The sequence below is a fragment of the Pseudomonas sp. LB1P83 genome (assembly GCF_054897885.1).
In genome coordinates this window covers 1,263,352-1,278,205 of record NZ_CM142709.1, presented here as the reverse complement: position 1 = coordinate 1,278,205, position 14,854 = coordinate 1,263,352, and the positions used below count along the sequence as shown (strand labels likewise).

Genomic DNA, 14,854 nt, shown 5'->3' with positions numbered 1-14,854 from the left:
CCCCGTATAATCGCCGTTTTTTCCCGAAGGCACCCCGCTCGTGGCAGATAAACGGTACAGCTGCATTGGTTTGTATAACCCCAAATCACCGGAAAACGTCGGCTCGGTCATGCGCGCCGCCGGCTGCTATGGCGTGGCGTCCGTGTTCTACACCGGCAAGCGCTATGAACGCGCCGCCGACTTCGTGACTGACACCAAGCGCGTCCACTACGACATCCCGCTGATCGGCATCGACGATTTGAAGAAAATCCTGCCATTAGGCTGCGTCCCCGTTGCGGTGGAGCTGGTCGAAGGCGCCCGCTCGCTGCCCGAATACACCCACCCGGACCGCGCGCTGTACATCTTCGGCCCGGAAGACGGCTCGCTGGATAAAGAGATTCGCGACTGGTGCGAAGACGTGGTCTACATCCCGACCACTGGCTGCATGAACCTGGCCGCCACGGTCAACGTCGTGCTCTACGACCGCATGTCCAAAGGTCTCAATACCCGCTCCGGGGCAAAATTCCGCTGAATCACCGCACATTCGATGGAACAAGCCGACGGCTCCGGTAGTCAGCTTAACTATCTATTGTTGAATGCCTGGAGACAGATCATGAGCGAACTCAAACGCGTAGAACGCATCGAATCCACCCCGTTCCAGACTCATTCCGAGCAAAATGTTCACGGCTGGGAACGCGTCGGCTCTCTCGCCGGTGGCGTGCTGATGATGGGCAAAGGGCTGCGTCGCGGCGGTCTTTTCGGGCTGATTCAAGTGGCGATCGGCGGTGTGGCGCTGGCTCGCGGGATTACCGGGCACAGCTCGGCGAAAAGCCTGCTGGAGAAAAGCCGTCAGGACATGAACAACGTTCGGGCGAAGATCGAGCGGGCCGGAGAAGAGTTGAGCAAGTTGAAGGCGAATGCCGAGGCGGCGACCAATACCGCTACGGTGACGGGTAATGATTCGTTGAAATCGCCTAAAGCCGGGGTTTGATCCGGAAGATGTGTTGAGGCATAGGGCCTCTTCGCGGGCAAGCCTCGCTCCTACAGGATTAGCGTGATCACACACAAAACCCTGTAGGAGCGAGGCTTGCCCGCGAAGGCGATGTTACTGGAGTAACTCGGTATCAAGGACTTTGGAAGACTCGCCAATCACGCTTTCCGCGAGTTGCACAAACTCCTTGGTATCCACACTCTCCAGATGCATCGCCCCACGCAACACATCATCCAGCGACCGCTTGTTGCGCGTCTTCAAGCGAATCTCGCGATCCAGTTCCTGCAGTAACAACACCGCTTTCGACACCTGAGCCGGGCTCACCTGTTCGCCACGCAACGTGGTGACTTTCTGGCTGTCCTTGATCAACTTGCGGTGCAAATTTTCATACCGCTCATCACTCATGCCGCCGGCGCGGCGCACCAGTTCGATGGCGTAGTACTCGGCAAACCCTTCGCTGATCCAGTCACTGCGCTGTTTGTCGTTGATCCGCGCGAACACCTGCGCCAGTTCACGTATCACCGCGCTGGTGCCGCTTTCGCTGACCAAGGGCAGACGCGTGTTCAGGTAGATCGATTCGCGCGCGGCGAGGCTACCGCGCCACATCGGATCGTTGGCGCCGACGATCAACAGTTTGGCGGGATGACGCGGGAACACTGCTTGAACCTGCGGCCAGACAAAGGTCAGCAGCGTCAGCACGTCCATGCGGCGCATGCCCTGACCTTGGGGCGAGGCGACGGTGACTTCGGTTTCCCCAAGCCGGGTGCGACGGCTGCCGAGGTGGCCGGCGAGCATCCAGCCCGTGGGACGGTCGAACAGTCGGGAGACATTCTCGATGCGGAATTTGTTCTTGCCGATTCGCGGCCAGGCGGTTTCGACGCTTTTCCAGCCGCTGGGCAACTCGAATTCAAGGCGTGAAACCAGCTCGATGCCGTCCTGCTGATCGAGTTTGGCCGGTGGCACCAGATCGTCGCCGCGCATCAGCGCCCAGGTCGGGGTCATGCGTGTATCGAAGCTGCCGCTCTTGCGACCGTGGCTGATGCGCACGCGGTAGGTCAGGCTGGCCTTGTCAGTGGCCGGACGCCAAACCCCGCGCGCCTGCTCGCCCGGCGTGAGCTGCCATTGGCCGTCGGCCTTGAAGTCACTGTAGTGGCTGCCGTCGCCCAGATCGAAATCCAGACTGCGCACCGCCGAGCCCTGGGCCAGCGTCAGTCGCACTTCAGCCTGATCGCTTTGCGGCAGCAGGCGCACGTGATAATCCAGATCGACCTTCTTCGCCGCCCACACGGACGAACTCAGGGCCAATAGCCCGACAGTCAACGCCAGCCGCAATCCCACAGCCATACACACTCCTTTGTAAAACTAGCCTGCCCGGAAAATCAGATGATCTTCCCAGTCATCTTCGTCCACGCTGCCTTCGGCGAGCATGCGCCCGGACTGGGAAATACGTTCGTGGTGCACCGCATCGCGATCACCGCACACCAGGTGATGCCAGAGTGGCAGGTCCTTGCCTTCGCTGACCAGGCGATAACCGCAGGTCGGCGGCAGCCATTTGAACTCGTCTGCCTTGCCCGGCGTGAGCTGGATGCAATCGGGGACGAATTCCCGGCGGTTCGGGTAGTCGGTGCACTGACAGGTGTTCAGGTCCAGCAGTTTGCAGGCGATGCGCGTGTAATAGACGGAGTTGTCGTCTTCATCTTCGAGCTTTTGCAGGCAGCACAGGCCACAGCCGTCGCACAGCGATTCCCATTCCTGTGGATCGAGTTGATCGAGGGTTTTGCGTATCCAGAACGGTTCGACGTTGGCGGCCATGGTTCGAGCATCGACATCAGGTGGTGAAAAGGCCGCCAGTCTAGTGCCAAGGCCCTTGCGGGCCAAGCATTGGCGACTGCCGGTAGAACGGGGCTTGTCAGTTATTGCGCCGCCACGTAGCTTTGCCAGTCGCAAGGAGCCATGCCCAAATGCCATTAACGCTCAACCGCGTTGCATTCAGGTGAACTGCCAGGCTCTGGAAAACCTTAGCGCTCAGCTCAACTGCGCCCGCAGGTTTCAGACGACCCTCACTTTCAAACGAAGCAAGGAATCTCTTGATGAGTGCAAATCCACGCGTTGCCGATTATGCGATCCACCCTCAGTTCACCGATCGCTGGTCGCCCCGCGCCTTCACCGGCGAAACCATTGCCGAAGAAACCTTGCTGAGCTTCTTCGAAGCCGCACGCTGGGCGCCATCGGCCTACAACTCGCAGCCTTGGCGGTTTCTCTACGCGCGTCGCGACACGCCGAACTGGGAGCGCTTTCTGGGCTTGCTGAACGAATTCAACCGCGGCTGGGCGCAACACGCTTCGGCGCTGGTGATCGTGATCTCGAAAACCACCTTCGCCGTACCCGGCGCCACCGAAGAAACCCCGGCCCTGTGGCACACCTTCGACACCGGTTCGGCGTGGGGTCACCTGGCGCTGCAAGCAAGCATCAGCGGCTGGCACACCCACGGCATGGCCGGTTTCGACCAGGACCTGACCCGCAAGGAGCTGAACATTCCAGAAGGTTATGCGCTGCACGCAGCGGTGGCCGTGGGCAAACTGGGCGATAAAGCGACGCTGGCCGATTACCTGCAAGCGCGCGAAGAACCAAGCCCACGTCGCCCGCTGAGCGAACTCGCGGCTGAAGGCGACTTCACCCTCTAAGCCACACCACAAAACCAAATGTGGGAGCGTGACTGCTCGCGATGAGGCCGGCACATTCAACATCAATGTTGACTGACATACCGCCATCGCGAGCAGGCTCGCTCCCACAGTTGATTTCTGGTGTTCCCACAATAGTGGATTCACCGCAGACCCCCATGTGGGAGCGAGCCTGCTCGCGATGAGGTCAGCACATTCAACATCAATGCTGACTGTCACGCCGCCATCGCGAGCAGGCTCGCTCCCACAGGTTTTGCACAATGTTCGAGTGAGCGGTGGTTTCAGTAGCCGCGGTTGAAATCCACTTCTCCGCGCAACGCCTCGCCCGCCTGATACGCCCGCAGGTTGTCGACAAACAGGTTCACCATCATCGATGGCGAGGTCGGTGCCGAGCTGTGGCCGGTCAGCAGCAAGCCCCAGGCTGTCCAGAACGGATGACGCTGCGGCAGCGGTTCCTGACGGCAGACGTCGATCACCGCGCCCGCCAGATGCCCTTCTTTCAAGGCTTCCACCAGGTCCGCGTCGACCACGGCCACGCCACGCCCGACGTTGATGAACAACCCGGTCGGCTTGAACTGCTTGAACAGCGCAGCATCGTACAAGTCGTGGGTATTGGGGGTATTGGGCAGCAGATTGATGACGAAATCCACTTCACCGACCAGGCGCGGCAAGTCTGCCATAGCGCCGACTTCAACAAACGGCGCCTGCTCGCGGGCTTCGCTGGCGATGCCGTACAACTCGACGCCAAACGGCACGAGGAACTGCGCCACGGTCTGGCCGATGTCACCGGTGCCGACGATCAACACTTTACGTCCCGCCAGGCTTTGACCCTGACGGCTGTCCCACTTGCGCTCGACCTGGCTGACCAACCGCGCCAGCACTTCGCGTTCGTGGCCGAGCATGTAGGTCAGGACGTATTCGGCCATGACCTGACCAAAAATCCCTACCGCACGCGTCAGGCGATAATCACGGCGCAAACCGTCGGCCAGCAGCGGCGTAATGCCGGCCCATGTCGATTGCAGCCATTGTGGCTGGTGGCCCTGGCGCAACAGGTTCGCCAGCAGGTCCGGCTGGCCCAGCCAGATCGGGCAGTCCGCCGCCTGGCTGGCCAATTCTGCGGAGTCGCCGCTGGTCAGCACTTCCAGATCAGGCGCAGCCTGACGCAGCAGTTGGGCGTACACAGGGTGGTCGTGTTCAGCAATCAGAACGCGCATGTTTCAAACCTTTCGAAAACAGTGCAGACGGCCGTCGAAGGAGTATCACTCCGTCGCCCTGGCCATCGCCAAAATCATTCCAGTGTTTCACACAGACTCTGAACAGAGCCTGTCTGCCGATCACATCGGGTCGTTACGTCGCAGCAACTCTTCCGGCAAGTGTTCGATGTATTCGTCTTCGGCCGGTGGCATCTGCAGGTGGTAGCCCTGCTTCTCAAGGTTTTCCAGGACCACGGCGATGTCCTCGCGCGACAGTTTTCGCTCGGGGGTCAGCACCAGATCGAAAGCGTGATGAGGTTTGCCGAAGGCGGCCATCAGGCTTTCCGGGACGCGCTCCAGTGCATCGCTTTTGAGCACATAGAGGTACATCTCGTTTTTCTTCAGGCTTCGATAGATGGAGCAAATACGTTTCAAGGCTGTTCTCCGGCGGTGGCCAGGCTGTCAAGCAGCGCTTGGCCCATCAATTCGCGGCGCCAGCCACGCAGCGAATCAGGCAATTGGTAGGGACCGTTGGGGTAGCCGCTCTTGAGCAGCGCTTCCAGGGTTTTCTTGCGCAGCATCAGCTCCGGCGCAATGTTCAGGCGCTCGGCTTCGGCCTGGCCGATCGCACGCAGCTGTTTGACCAGGGTGGCGGCGTCCACCGGCAACGGCTCCGGCACGGCGGGCGGCCATTGATCTGGCGACACACTGCCAGAGCGCTTGATCAGATCAAGCAGAAATTCGCCGTCCTGACGCACGGTACGCGGGTGCATGTCTTCGATTTTCGCCAGCGCTCCGAGGTTGTCGGGCTGCGTGCGCGCCAACGGCCACAGCGAATGCTCACGCACGATGCGATTGCGCGGCAGGTCACGGGCGCGTGCTTCGCGTTCACGCCAGGCACAGAGTTCACGCAAAACGGCGAGTTGGGCGCGGGAGAGCTTCCAGGCCAGCTTGGCTTCGCGATAGACCTCGTACGGATCGATCTCGCGGCGCAAGTTGGCCACCAACTCGGCGCCGTCTTCCAGGACCCAGTTGTACTTGTCGTCAGAAAGCTTCGGACGCAGTTGTACGAAAACTTCTGCCAGATGCAGCGCATCTTCAGCGGCATAGCTGATTTGCGTATCGGACAGCGGACGTTGCAGCCAGTCGGAACGGGTCTCGCCCTTGGGCAGGTCGATACCGAGCACTTCCTGCACCAACCGCGAATAACCCATCGAGAAACCGAGGTTCAGGTAGGCGGCGGCCAGTTGCGTATCGAACAGCGGCGCCGGCAGGCTGCCGGTCAGGCGCAGCAACACTTCGAGGTCTTCGCTGCACGCGTGGACGACTTTGACCACGGCCGGATTTTCCAGCAACGCGGCAAGAGGCTTCCAGTTGTCGATGGTCAGTGGGTCAATCAGGTAAGCGCGTACGCCATCGCCGATCTGCAGCAGGCCTGCGATCGGATAAAAGGTGTCGACCCGCATGAATTCGGTGTCGAGGGCAACGAATGGCAGCTGCTGCCACTCGGCGCAAAACTGACCGAGGCTATCGTTGTCGCGAATCCAGTGAATATCGATGGCCACACGGCTCTCCCTTGAAGAATGGCGCGCAGTATATATCGCCCCCGGCGATTTCCGCGCATTCACTGAACAAGAGCTTTAACGAAAAGACCTGCCAGACGGCAAGAAATGTCTGACAAGCGGAGGTTAACCGGCCTTACGCAGCACGTAGACCCGCATCCGCGCACAACCGGGCAGGAAGTCCTGATGACTGAGCAAGCGGAAACCCGCTTGCCTGAATTCGGCTTCGACCTCTGCCTTGTCTGCCAGCTGCCGGGCGTGAGCGCCTGATCGGCGGAGCTTGAAATGCGCATTGATCTGTACCGCCACAATCACGGTATCGCGACTCACACGGTGAAACTCTTTAAGCAAGGCCAACCGATGCTCCGGGCTGGTGATGTGCTGAAACAGTTGCATGCAAAAAATGCTGTCCACCGCGTTCGCCGACAAACCGAGGGTGAAGGCCGAACTCTGAAACGTCTTGATCCGCTGGAGCAGGCTCTGCGAATGGTGAGTCTGGGCGTGATTGAGCATGTCCTGCGAATGATCGGACGCGAGGATCACTCGATTCGTGTGCTCGACCAACACCGGCCAGAAGCGCCCGGCACCGCAAGCCACATCAAGCAACAAGCCCGGCTCGCCAGCGACCTTGAGCGCATTGCGCACCAGCTGCTCGTCGCGCCAGAACGTCAAGCGCCCCGCCAGGCCACGCGGTCGCGGCTGAAGGCAGGCGCGGCTGTGTTCCTGATCGTAGCGCCGGGCGAACTCAAGCTCGATGGCGGATGGGGGCTGCGCGGACATGTGCACTGACTCTTGTAGGGATATGTACCGGCCGCAGGTTAACCACCGGTACGTGAAAAAAAGGTCGAAACGCTTACTCTTTGGCCAACACACCGTCGATCACGGCCCCGCGGCAACCGGCGAACATGTCCAGATCCTGGTTGTAGACCTTGCTGTTGACCTCCAGCAGACCAAGCATCGAATGGAACAGGTTGTCCTGGCTCAGGGGCTTGTCGCGGCTCAATTGCAGGCAATGGGTGTCCACCGAGAACGACTTTTGGTAGCTGTCGGAGAACCACGCCAGCATCGCAACATGCTTCTGCTGATCCGGCGCCAGCATGTAAGGCGTACCGTGGAGGAACAGGTTGTATTCGCCCAGGGATTCGCCGTGATCCGACAGATACAGCATGGCGGTATCAACTTTGTCCTGGTTGCTGCGCAACAGATCGATCAGGGTCGACAGCACGTGGTCGGTATACACCAGCGTGTTGTCGTAGCCATTGACGATACTTTCGCGGCTGCAATTGTTCAGTGCGTTACTTTCACAGACGGGCGTGAAGCGTTCGTACTCTTTCGGGTAGCGCTTGAAGTATTCCGGGCCATGGCTGCCCATCTGGTGCAGGACCAGCACGGTGTCTTTATCCAGCGTGTCGATGAAGTGCTGCAAACCTTGCAGGAGAATTTCGTCGCGGCATTCACTGTTGGCGCACAGCACCGGGTCCTTGAGATTGCTGACGTCATCAAGGGTGACCCGGTCGCACGTGCCTTTACAGCCTGATTGATTGTCACGCCAGATCACCTCCAGACCGGCGCGCTTGAGCACGTCCAGCAGGCCTTCTTCATTCTTCGCCTTGCCGGCGTTGTAATTCTTGCGGCCCATGTTCGAGAACATGCACGGTACCGACACGGCCGTTTCCGTGCCGCAGGAATGCACATCGGTGAACGCAATCAGGCCGGCTTCCTTGTCCAGTTTGGGTGTGGTGTCGCGGTCGTAACCGAGGATGCCGAAGTTCTCGGCCCGGGCACTTTCACCGACGACCAGCACCGTCAGGGATTTACGGCCGTGGGTTTGCCAGGCGGGATTTCGCTGGGCATCTTCACCGACCTTGACGAAGGGCTGCCGGGCGGAGACGACTTGCTCACGCAGGTAACCGAACGCAGCACCGATGTAGTTACTCGGCACCACCATCAGGCGCAGTTCATGGTGATTGCGAAACAACGAGGACAGGCCCTGATAGTTCACCAGCGCGACGCCACCGACAACCGCAACCGACGCGACACTCACCAGTGCCTTGCTTAACAACTCACGGTGCCAGCGGCGATAACTAACCGGAACCTTCCACAACAACCAGGAGGGAAAAACACCCAGCAAAAGAATATAAACAAACAACTTCAACGACAGCAAATCACGCACTTCCGTCGCGTTGGTTTGCGCAAAGTTGCGCAACATGCCGATGTCCATCAGAACACCGTATTGACTCATAAAGTACGCCACGCCAGCGCTGATCATGAAGATCAGAATCAAGACCGGCTTCATCACGTGCCGAAACGCCAAAAGGGTCAACACAATGTTGAAGGCCGCCAGAATCATCACGCCGAACGCAACGCGAATGACGATGCCTTTACCGTCCGTGGCGGTGATATCAAACAGGTGCTGCCAGAGCACTAAATTAAAGCCCGTTAGTAGAAAGGCGCTGGCAATCAGTGTCACCCATTCCGGGCGCACGGGTTTGAACTTCAACATGATGATTGGCTGTTCCTGAAAAGAAGTGCCTTCGGCAAATGTGAAAATTTCATTTACCGTGACAGCACTAACTTTAGGCAGCCAACCATCAATTTTTTGTGAAAAAGAAGCCAACGATTAGTTGGCTTCTGTTGTTGGATTGATACTTTTAACTTATTTGAGAATGGTTCAGCTCTTGTTCAGGCCTGATGCAAGTACCAACGCCAATCCTGCTCGCCGACCTCGCCCATGAACTGCCGATACTCGGCGCGTTTCACCGCCAGGTACACGCCGAGGAATTCACCGCCGAACGCCTCCCGCGCCCAGGTCGAACCTTCCAGCGCCCGCAACGTGGTCAGCCAATCGGTTGGCAACAACTCCGTGGCCTGGGCGTAACCATTGCCTTCCACGGGTGCGCCCGGGTCGAGCTGTTCGCGAATGCCGCGATGGATGCCGGCCAAAATCGCCGCGGCCGCCAGATACGGGTTGGCGTCGGCGCCGCAGATGCGGTGCTCGATGTGCCGGGAGAAGGCCGGCCCACCGGGAACCCGCAAACTCACGGTACGGTTGTCGACGCCCCAGGTCGCCGCCAGGGGCGCGTAGCTATTGGTCTGGAATCGACGGTAAGAGTTGGCGTTCGGGCAGAACAGCAGCAACGAATCGAGCAAGGTACTGAGCATGCCGCCGACCGCTTGTTTGAGCAGCGGCGTGCCGTCCGCAGACTCACTGGCGAACAGGTTGTTGCCGTCCTTGTCCGCCAGGCTGACGTGCATGTGCATGCCGGTGCCCGCCAGGTCATCGAATGGTTTGGCCATAAAGCAAGCGGCCATCCCGTGTTTGTGCGCGACACCTTTGACCAGCCGTTTGTAGCGCACCGCTTCGTCCATCGCCTGCAGGGCGTCGGTGCGGTGTTCGAGGGTAATTTCCACCTGCCCCGGTGCGTATTCGGAAATCGCCGTGCGCGCCGGAATGCCCTGCAATTTGCAGGCACTGTAGAGATCCGCCAGAAACGGCTCGATCTGCTCCAGCTCACGCAAACCGTAGACCTGCGTCGAGCGCGGTCGTCCGCCATCGACGTCCCGCGCCGGTTGCGGCCGACCGTTGCTGTCGCGTTGCTGATCGAGCAGATAGAACTCCAGCTCTGCCGCCATCACCGGGTAATAACCGTCGGCCTGCAAGCCTTCGATCACCTTCGCCAGCAGGTGCCGTGGATCAGCAATCGTCGCCGGCATGCCTTCTTTCGGATGCATGCTGACCTGCACCGCCGCCGTTGGAATCAATCGCCATGGCATGCGCGTCAAACTCCCGCTGATCGGGTACGCCCGGCAATCGATGTCGCCGACGTCCCAGACCAGGCCAGAGTTTTCCACGTCATCGCCGTTGATGGTCAGGCCAAGAATGGTGCTCGGCAACGGCCGCCCACTTTCGTACACCGCCAGCAGTTCATCGCGATGCAGCAACTTGCCCCGAGGCACGCCGTTGTTGTCGAGGATGAACAACTCGAACATCTCGATATCCGGGTTCTGTTCCAGAAAGGTCAGGGCTTCTTGTTTGGTGGCGAAGGATGTCGTGGCACAACTCATGGGAATTCTCTTGTTTTCGCGTCAGGCAAACGCCCAGGCGTTGCCGGTTTGATCCCGGCGCACAGCGCGGGACCTGTCAGAAGAATCAACGGGAAAGGCAGGAATCCGGTGGGCGCGCGTGGCGACAGTGCCATAGCGCCCAGAAGGCTAATTCGGAGGGAAGTGCGACGGGGCAACCGTCCATAGAAATGACCGCAGGAAACAGATGAGCAGCAGCGTCACACGGGTGGTCAGGTCGTTAAATCGGGATTTGTAGAACCTTGGGTGTGGCTGGACTAAACAATCAATCTCCCAAACACCCAATATCCCCTGTAGGAGTGAGCTATGTGGCGAGGGGATTTATCCCCGTTGGGTTGCGAAGCGGCCCCGAATTGAACACTGTGGTGTTTCAGATACACCGCAAGCAATGGTTTTGCGACTGCTTCGCAGCCGAACGGGGATAAATCCCCTCGCCACATAGCTCACTCCTACAGGGGAATTGTGGTGTGGCGCAGGTATTTAATTTTTAAATACCGCTGCGGACTATCTGATTTGAGACCTCCAGCCCCTCGCGCGCCTAATCTGCCCCTGATTATTCAAGGTCCGATTGATGGAAAACGTTCGCGCCACTTCCCGCCCTGCCCTCTGGCTGATGGTCAGCATCATCCTTGTCGCCCTGAACCTGCGGCCATCGATGGCGGCTGTCGGGCCGTTGCTGTCGGCCATTCGCGGGGACATCCCGCTGAGTTTCAGCCTGGCCTCGCTGCTGACCATGCTGCCCGTCATGGCCATGGGGCTGGCGATGTTCTTTGGCCTGAGCGTCAGCCAACGCCTCGGCAAACAGCGCACCGTGGTGATATCACTGCTGATCATTGGCTTGGCCACGGTGTCGCGGTTGTTCGTGGACTCGGCAGTCGAACTGATCCTCAGCGCCATGCTGGCCGGTATGGGGATTGCGCTGATCCAGGCATTGTTGCCGGTGCTGATCAAATCCCGCTTCAGCGACAACGTTGCCGTGTGCATGGGACTCTACGTGACGTCGATCATGGGCGGTGCGGCGATAGCGGCATCGTTTGCAACCCCTGGTGATGACCCGCACCGGCAGTTGGCGGGTGGGGCTGGCAATTTGGGCCGCGTTGGCACTGGTGGCGTTGCTGTTCTGGAATCTCGGGCGTCAGGGGACATCGACGCCAACGGCACCAGCACCAGCAACACGCGAGACATCCTTCTTCACTAATTCCCGCGCCTGGTTACTCGCCATCTTCTTCGGTTTGGGCACTGCGTCCTACACCTGTGTACTGGCCTGGTTGGCGCCGTACTACATGGAAAAGGGCTGGAGCGAACAAAATGCCGGTTTGCTGCTGGGCTTTTTGACGGCCATGGAAGTGTTGTCGGGGCTGGTGACACCCGCCATCGCCAACCGCAGCCGTGACCGGCGCCGGGTGCTGGTGGTATTGCTGGTGCTGATCATGGCCGGTTTCTGCGGGTTGATCCTCAGCCCGCAACACTTCAATCTGCTCTGGCCGTGCCTGCTGGGACTGGGCATTGGCGGCCTGTTCCCGATGAGCCTGATTGTGTCGCTGGATCACCTCGACAACCCGCAACGCGCCGGTGGGCTGACGGCCTTCGTACAAGGTATCGGCTACCTGATCGCCGGTCTGTCGCCGCTGATGGCCGGAATGGTCCGCGATCAGTCGGGCAGTTTCGAATGGGCCTGGTGGTGCCTGACCGGGGTCATGGCGCTGATGATCCTGATGGCCCTGCGCTTCAATCCGCGGCATTACGCCCGACACATTCATTGATTTGGAAGCCCACTCTGAAATCCTCCGGGTGCACCGCCGCTCAGGAGTAAAGGCCTTCGGCCATGTTATGTAGGATTAAATTCCCACGTCGTGTTCGTAACATTTTCTGTCCCACAACTGACCGTGAAACGTCCTACAAGGCATTCTCCTGGCACCATCGTTCCGTTAGGATCATTCGCACACGTTTGCGCACAGTCAGCGCAAGGAGCACAGCGAGACAGAACGGATGCTGAACAGTAACTTGCTTAGAAAGCTCGATATGCAGGACCTCATGGTGTTTGTCGCCGTGTATGAGCAAAGCAGCGTCACCGGTGTGTCGGAGGCGCTCTGCGTCAGCCAGTCCACCGTGAGTTACTGCCTGAAAAAACTGCGCACCAGTTTTGAAGACGAGCTATTCATCAATACCCGCACGGGTATGCGCCCCACGTACAAAGCCAGCACCATGTACACGCATGTGCTGAAGATTCTCGAAAGCATCAATCTCTGCCACGCCGGCGCCCAGGCCTTCGACCCGACCTTGCAACCGGTCACGTTCAATATCTGCGCACCGGAATACTTCGAGCAGTTGATCCTGCCGCGCCTGTTGAAAAGCTTCGATTTCGCCGACCTGCCGGTGATGGTCAACATGCACAAGTTCGAAACCGACATCCCGACCGAAGATCTGCGCGATGGCAGCCTCGATCTGGTGATTTGTTTCGGCCCGCATTTTCATCGCAGCCACACCGACTTAAAATCCCGGATGTTGCTGGAAGATGACCTGGTCTGCGTCTTCGACAAGCGTGCCACACCACTGGAACCGCGATTAAGCCTGAAAGCCTTTGTCGAACGCCGGCATGTGTTTCCGACGCCGTGGACGTCCACCACCAACATGGTCGATGGCTGGCTGGCGCGACAGGCGCACAAACGGCAGATCGTCGCGCGGTCCAACAGCTACAGCGCGGCGCTGAAAATGATCACCGGCACCGACTTCATCCTGACGCTGCCCCGTCGCATCCAGCAATTGCTGGCCAACGAGGCGATCTTCAATCACTGCGAAGCGCCCAACGGCTTGCCGGGTTTCACCCTGGACATGCTGTGGAGTCAAAACGTCGATCAGGACAGCGCCAATACCTGGCTGCGCGAGCAAGTGATCAAGGCCTGCGTCGGGCAGGAAATGGCCTGAAATTCAGTGGCCGATGGCAGTCTTGGTGTAGGACTCTCGATCGATGTCGAGGATCTCCACGCACAACTGGACTTCAATCCCTGTCGGCCATTCACACAGATCCTGCACCACGGCCAGCAGGCTTTCGGACAACTGCTGTTTGATCTGTGGCGAGCGACCGCTCAGCAGCGCCAGCTTCACATGCACAAACGCCCGCTCCCCCATCGCCGTGCCGACCTTGAACGTCTCGACCTTCACCGCCCGGCTCTTGATGTCGAACTCCGCAGCAAACTGACCGGAAGCCACCAATGCATTATTGAGCCGAATCAACGCCACGTCGGCGTTCAGTCCGGGCAGGTTGGCGGTGTATTCCATGTGCAGGTGGGGCATGGTTTGGCTCCTGATGGTGAGCGGAAAAGTCCTACATATAACACAGCGCCGTCTGACTCATTTGGACAGCAGCGATTCAGCGCGCTCACTCATGAACGCCTCCAGCCGTGAGCGCAACCAGCGTTCGGCCGGGTCGGTATCCACATGACTGAGCCAGACCATGGACAAGTCCAGCGTCGGCGTCTTGAACGGAAAGGGTTCCTTGAACAGTTGCCCTGAGGCGGCCATCGCCTCGGCCGTGTAATCCGGCAGGCTGGCGATCAGGTCGGTGCCGGCGAGCAGGGCCGGCAGCGAACTGTATTGCGGCACTGATAGCACGACCTGACGCGTGCGGCCGATCTCCGCCAGCCATTCATCAGCGTAGCCGCTGACGTTGGCCGTGTGCGACACCAACACGTGCGGGCGGGCGCAATACTCATCGAGGGTCAGCGGGGTGTCCGAGGCATCGGCGCGCAAGATGCTTGGCTGGATGTGCCGCAACAACTTGCGCTTGGCATTGGCCGGCAGGCCGCGGGTCTGGCTGATGCCGACCGTGATATCGCCGGAGGCCAGCAGGTCGGGAATGCGCCAGTAATCGACATGCTGAACCACGAACACCACCTTCGGCGCTTCCTGACGCAAGGCGCGCAGCAGCGGCGGCAGCAGGCCGAACTCGACATCGTCCGACAGCCCGATGCGAAAGGTCATGGTGCTGCTGGCCGGGTCGAAATCGTGGGTCAGGCTCAGGGCCACCGACAACGAATCCAGTGCCGGCGACAGGTGCAGGATGATTTCCTCGGCCCGCGCCGTCGGCTCCATGCGATGGCCGACCCGAATGAACAGCGGATCGTTGAACATCGTCCGCAAGCGGTTGAGCGCGGCACTGATGGTCGGCTGGCCGAGAAACAACTTCTCCGCCACCCGCGTGACGTTGCGCTCGAGCATCAACGTTTCGAACACCACCATCAGGTTGATGTCAGCCTTGCGCAATTCGTTTCGATTCATTCCTTGCCCTCGGTCCTCAACACTTCAGGCAGTGTAGAAAGGCGCGAAGGGGGCGTCTACGTGCGTCGACCCTCAATTGACCGTCAG

Annotated in this window: 14 protein-coding genes and 1 pseudogene; 5 read left to right on the top strand and 10 right to left on the bottom strand. The window is 59.5% G+C overall.

Features of this window, described 5'->3' with window-relative positions:
- Positions 1-40 precede the first annotated feature (40 nt).
- Together ACYZTY_RS05805 and ACYZTY_RS05800 are read left to right on the top strand one after the other, a co-directional pair.
- Complete coding sequence (locus ACYZTY_RS05805; protein WP_008153126.1) at positions 41-511, top strand: RNA methyltransferase; 471 nt, start codon at positions 41-43, stop codon at positions 509-511.
- An 81-nt stretch (positions 512-592) separates the two neighbouring features.
- Positions 593-970, top strand: a complete 378-nt coding sequence (locus ACYZTY_RS05800) for a YgaP family membrane protein (protein WP_461957676.1) — start codon at positions 593-595, stop codon at positions 968-970.
- A gap of 114 nt (positions 971-1,084) precedes the next feature.
- On the opposite strand, the gene ACYZTY_RS05795 is transcribed toward ACYZTY_RS05800, so the two are convergent.
- Positions 1,085-2,314, bottom strand: coding sequence for a hypothetical protein (locus ACYZTY_RS05795; RefSeq protein ID WP_461957675.1), 1,230 nt, complete (start codon positions 2,312-2,314; stop codon positions 1,085-1,087).
- A gap of 18 nt (positions 2,315-2,332) precedes the next feature.
- Positions 2,333-2,782 (bottom strand): YcgN family cysteine cluster protein, encoded by a 450-nt coding sequence (locus ACYZTY_RS05790; RefSeq protein ID WP_461957674.1) that lies wholly within the window; start codon positions 2,780-2,782, stop codon positions 2,333-2,335.
- 278 nt (positions 2,783-3,060) lie between these two features.
- On the opposite strand from ACYZTY_RS05790, the gene ACYZTY_RS05785 reads away from it, so the two are divergent.
- Positions 3,061-3,654, top strand: coding sequence for a nitroreductase family protein (locus ACYZTY_RS05785; protein WP_131060411.1), 594 nt, complete (start codon positions 3,061-3,063; stop codon positions 3,652-3,654).
- A 278-nt stretch (positions 3,655-3,932) separates the two neighbouring features.
- On the opposite strand, the gene ACYZTY_RS05780 is transcribed toward ACYZTY_RS05785, so the two are convergent.
- The 6 genes from ACYZTY_RS05780 to ACYZTY_RS05755 form a co-directional block, all read right to left on the bottom strand.
- Positions 3,933-4,865, bottom strand: coding sequence for a D-2-hydroxyacid dehydrogenase (locus ACYZTY_RS05780; protein WP_461957673.1), 933 nt, complete (start codon positions 4,863-4,865; stop codon positions 3,933-3,935).
- Positions 4,866-4,985: 120 nt separating this feature from the next.
- Positions 4,986-5,279: a YcgL domain-containing protein gene (locus tag ACYZTY_RS05775; RefSeq protein WP_131060409.1), complete on the bottom strand. Its 294-nt coding sequence runs from the start codon at positions 5,277-5,279 to the stop codon at positions 4,986-4,988.
- Entirely contained in the window at positions 5,276-6,409 is a 1,134-nt protein-coding gene (gene rnd, locus ACYZTY_RS05770) for a ribonuclease D (protein ID WP_131060408.1), read from the bottom strand. Before rnd ends, ACYZTY_RS05775 begins: the two co-directional genes overlap by 4 nt.
- Positions 6,410-6,532: 123 nt before the next feature.
- Positions 6,533-7,186, bottom strand: a complete 654-nt coding sequence (locus ACYZTY_RS05765) for a class I SAM-dependent methyltransferase (protein WP_461957672.1) — start codon at positions 7,184-7,186, stop codon at positions 6,533-6,535.
- Between the two features lie 73 nt (positions 7,187-7,259).
- Entirely contained in the window at positions 7,260-8,909 is a 1,650-nt protein-coding gene (locus tag ACYZTY_RS05760) for a phosphoethanolamine transferase (RefSeq protein ID WP_461957671.1), read from the bottom strand.
- Between the two features lie 179 nt (positions 8,910-9,088).
- Positions 9,089-10,471 carry a glutamine synthetase family protein gene (locus tag ACYZTY_RS05755; protein WP_461957670.1) on the bottom strand — a complete coding sequence of 461 codons (1,383 nt, stop codon included), beginning with the start codon at positions 10,469-10,471 and terminating at the stop codon, positions 9,089-9,091.
- A 589-nt stretch (positions 10,472-11,060) separates the two neighbouring features.
- On the opposite strand from ACYZTY_RS05755, the pseudogene ACYZTY_RS05750 reads away from it, so the two are divergent.
- Together ACYZTY_RS05750 and ACYZTY_RS05745 are read left to right on the top strand one after the other, a co-directional pair.
- Positions 11,061-12,252 (top strand): annotated as a pseudogene (locus ACYZTY_RS05750) (cyanate transporter).
- A 226-nt stretch (positions 12,253-12,478) separates the two neighbouring features.
- Positions 12,479-13,414: a LysR family transcriptional regulator gene (locus ACYZTY_RS05745; protein WP_461957669.1), complete on the top strand. Its 936-nt coding sequence runs from the start codon at positions 12,479-12,481 to the stop codon at positions 13,412-13,414.
- A 3-nt stretch (positions 13,415-13,417) separates the two neighbouring features.
- Here the strand turns inward: ACYZTY_RS05745 and ACYZTY_RS05740 are convergent, their stop codons facing one another.
- Both ACYZTY_RS05740 and ACYZTY_RS05735 read right to left on the bottom strand, forming a co-directional pair.
- Positions 13,418-13,783 (bottom strand): 5-carboxymethyl-2-hydroxymuconate Delta-isomerase, encoded by a 366-nt coding sequence (locus tag ACYZTY_RS05740; protein ID WP_461957668.1) that lies wholly within the window; start codon positions 13,781-13,783, stop codon positions 13,418-13,420.
- Positions 13,784-13,840: 57 nt separating this feature from the next.
- A complete protein-coding gene (locus ACYZTY_RS05735) occupies positions 13,841-14,767 on the bottom strand; it encodes a LysR family transcriptional regulator (RefSeq protein ID WP_461957667.1) in 927 nt (308 codons plus the stop codon).
- Between the last annotated feature and the right edge of the window lie 87 nt (positions 14,768-14,854).

Excerpts from the sequence above, each read along its gene's own strand:
- ACYZTY_RS05800 (WP_461957676.1), top strand. The coding sequence starts at position 593 with ATGAGCGAACTCAAACGCGTAGAACGCATCGAATCCACCCCGTTCCAG.
- ACYZTY_RS05795 (WP_461957675.1), bottom strand. The coding sequence starts at position 2,314 with ATGGCTGTGGGATTGCGGCTGGCGTTGACTGTCGGGCTATTGGCCCTG.
- ACYZTY_RS05790 (WP_461957674.1), bottom strand. The coding sequence starts at position 2,782 with ATGGCCGCCAACGTCGAACCGTTCTGGATACGCAAAACCCTCGATCAA.
- ACYZTY_RS05785 (WP_131060411.1), top strand. The coding sequence starts at position 3,061 with ATGAGTGCAAATCCACGCGTTGCCGATTATGCGATCCACCCTCAGTTC.
- ACYZTY_RS05780 (WP_461957673.1), bottom strand. The coding sequence starts at position 4,865 with ATGCGCGTTCTGATTGCTGAACACGACCACCCTGTGTACGCCCAACTG.
- ACYZTY_RS05765 (WP_461957672.1), bottom strand. The coding sequence starts at position 7,186 with ATGTCCGCGCAGCCCCCATCCGCCATCGAGCTTGAGTTCGCCCGGCGC.
- ACYZTY_RS05760 (WP_461957671.1), bottom strand. The coding sequence starts at position 8,909 with ATGTTGAAGTTCAAACCCGTGCGCCCGGAATGGGTGACACTGATTGCC.
- ACYZTY_RS05755 (WP_461957670.1), bottom strand. The coding sequence starts at position 10,471 with ATGAGTTGTGCCACGACATCCTTCGCCACCAAACAAGAAGCCCTGACC.
- ACYZTY_RS05745 (WP_461957669.1), top strand. The coding sequence starts at position 12,479 with ATGCTGAACAGTAACTTGCTTAGAAAGCTCGATATGCAGGACCTCATG.
- ACYZTY_RS05740 (WP_461957668.1), bottom strand. The coding sequence starts at position 13,783 with ATGCCCCACCTGCACATGGAATACACCGCCAACCTGCCCGGACTGAAC.
- ACYZTY_RS05735 (WP_461957667.1), bottom strand. The coding sequence starts at position 14,767 with ATGAATCGAAACGAATTGCGCAAGGCTGACATCAACCTGATGGTGGTG.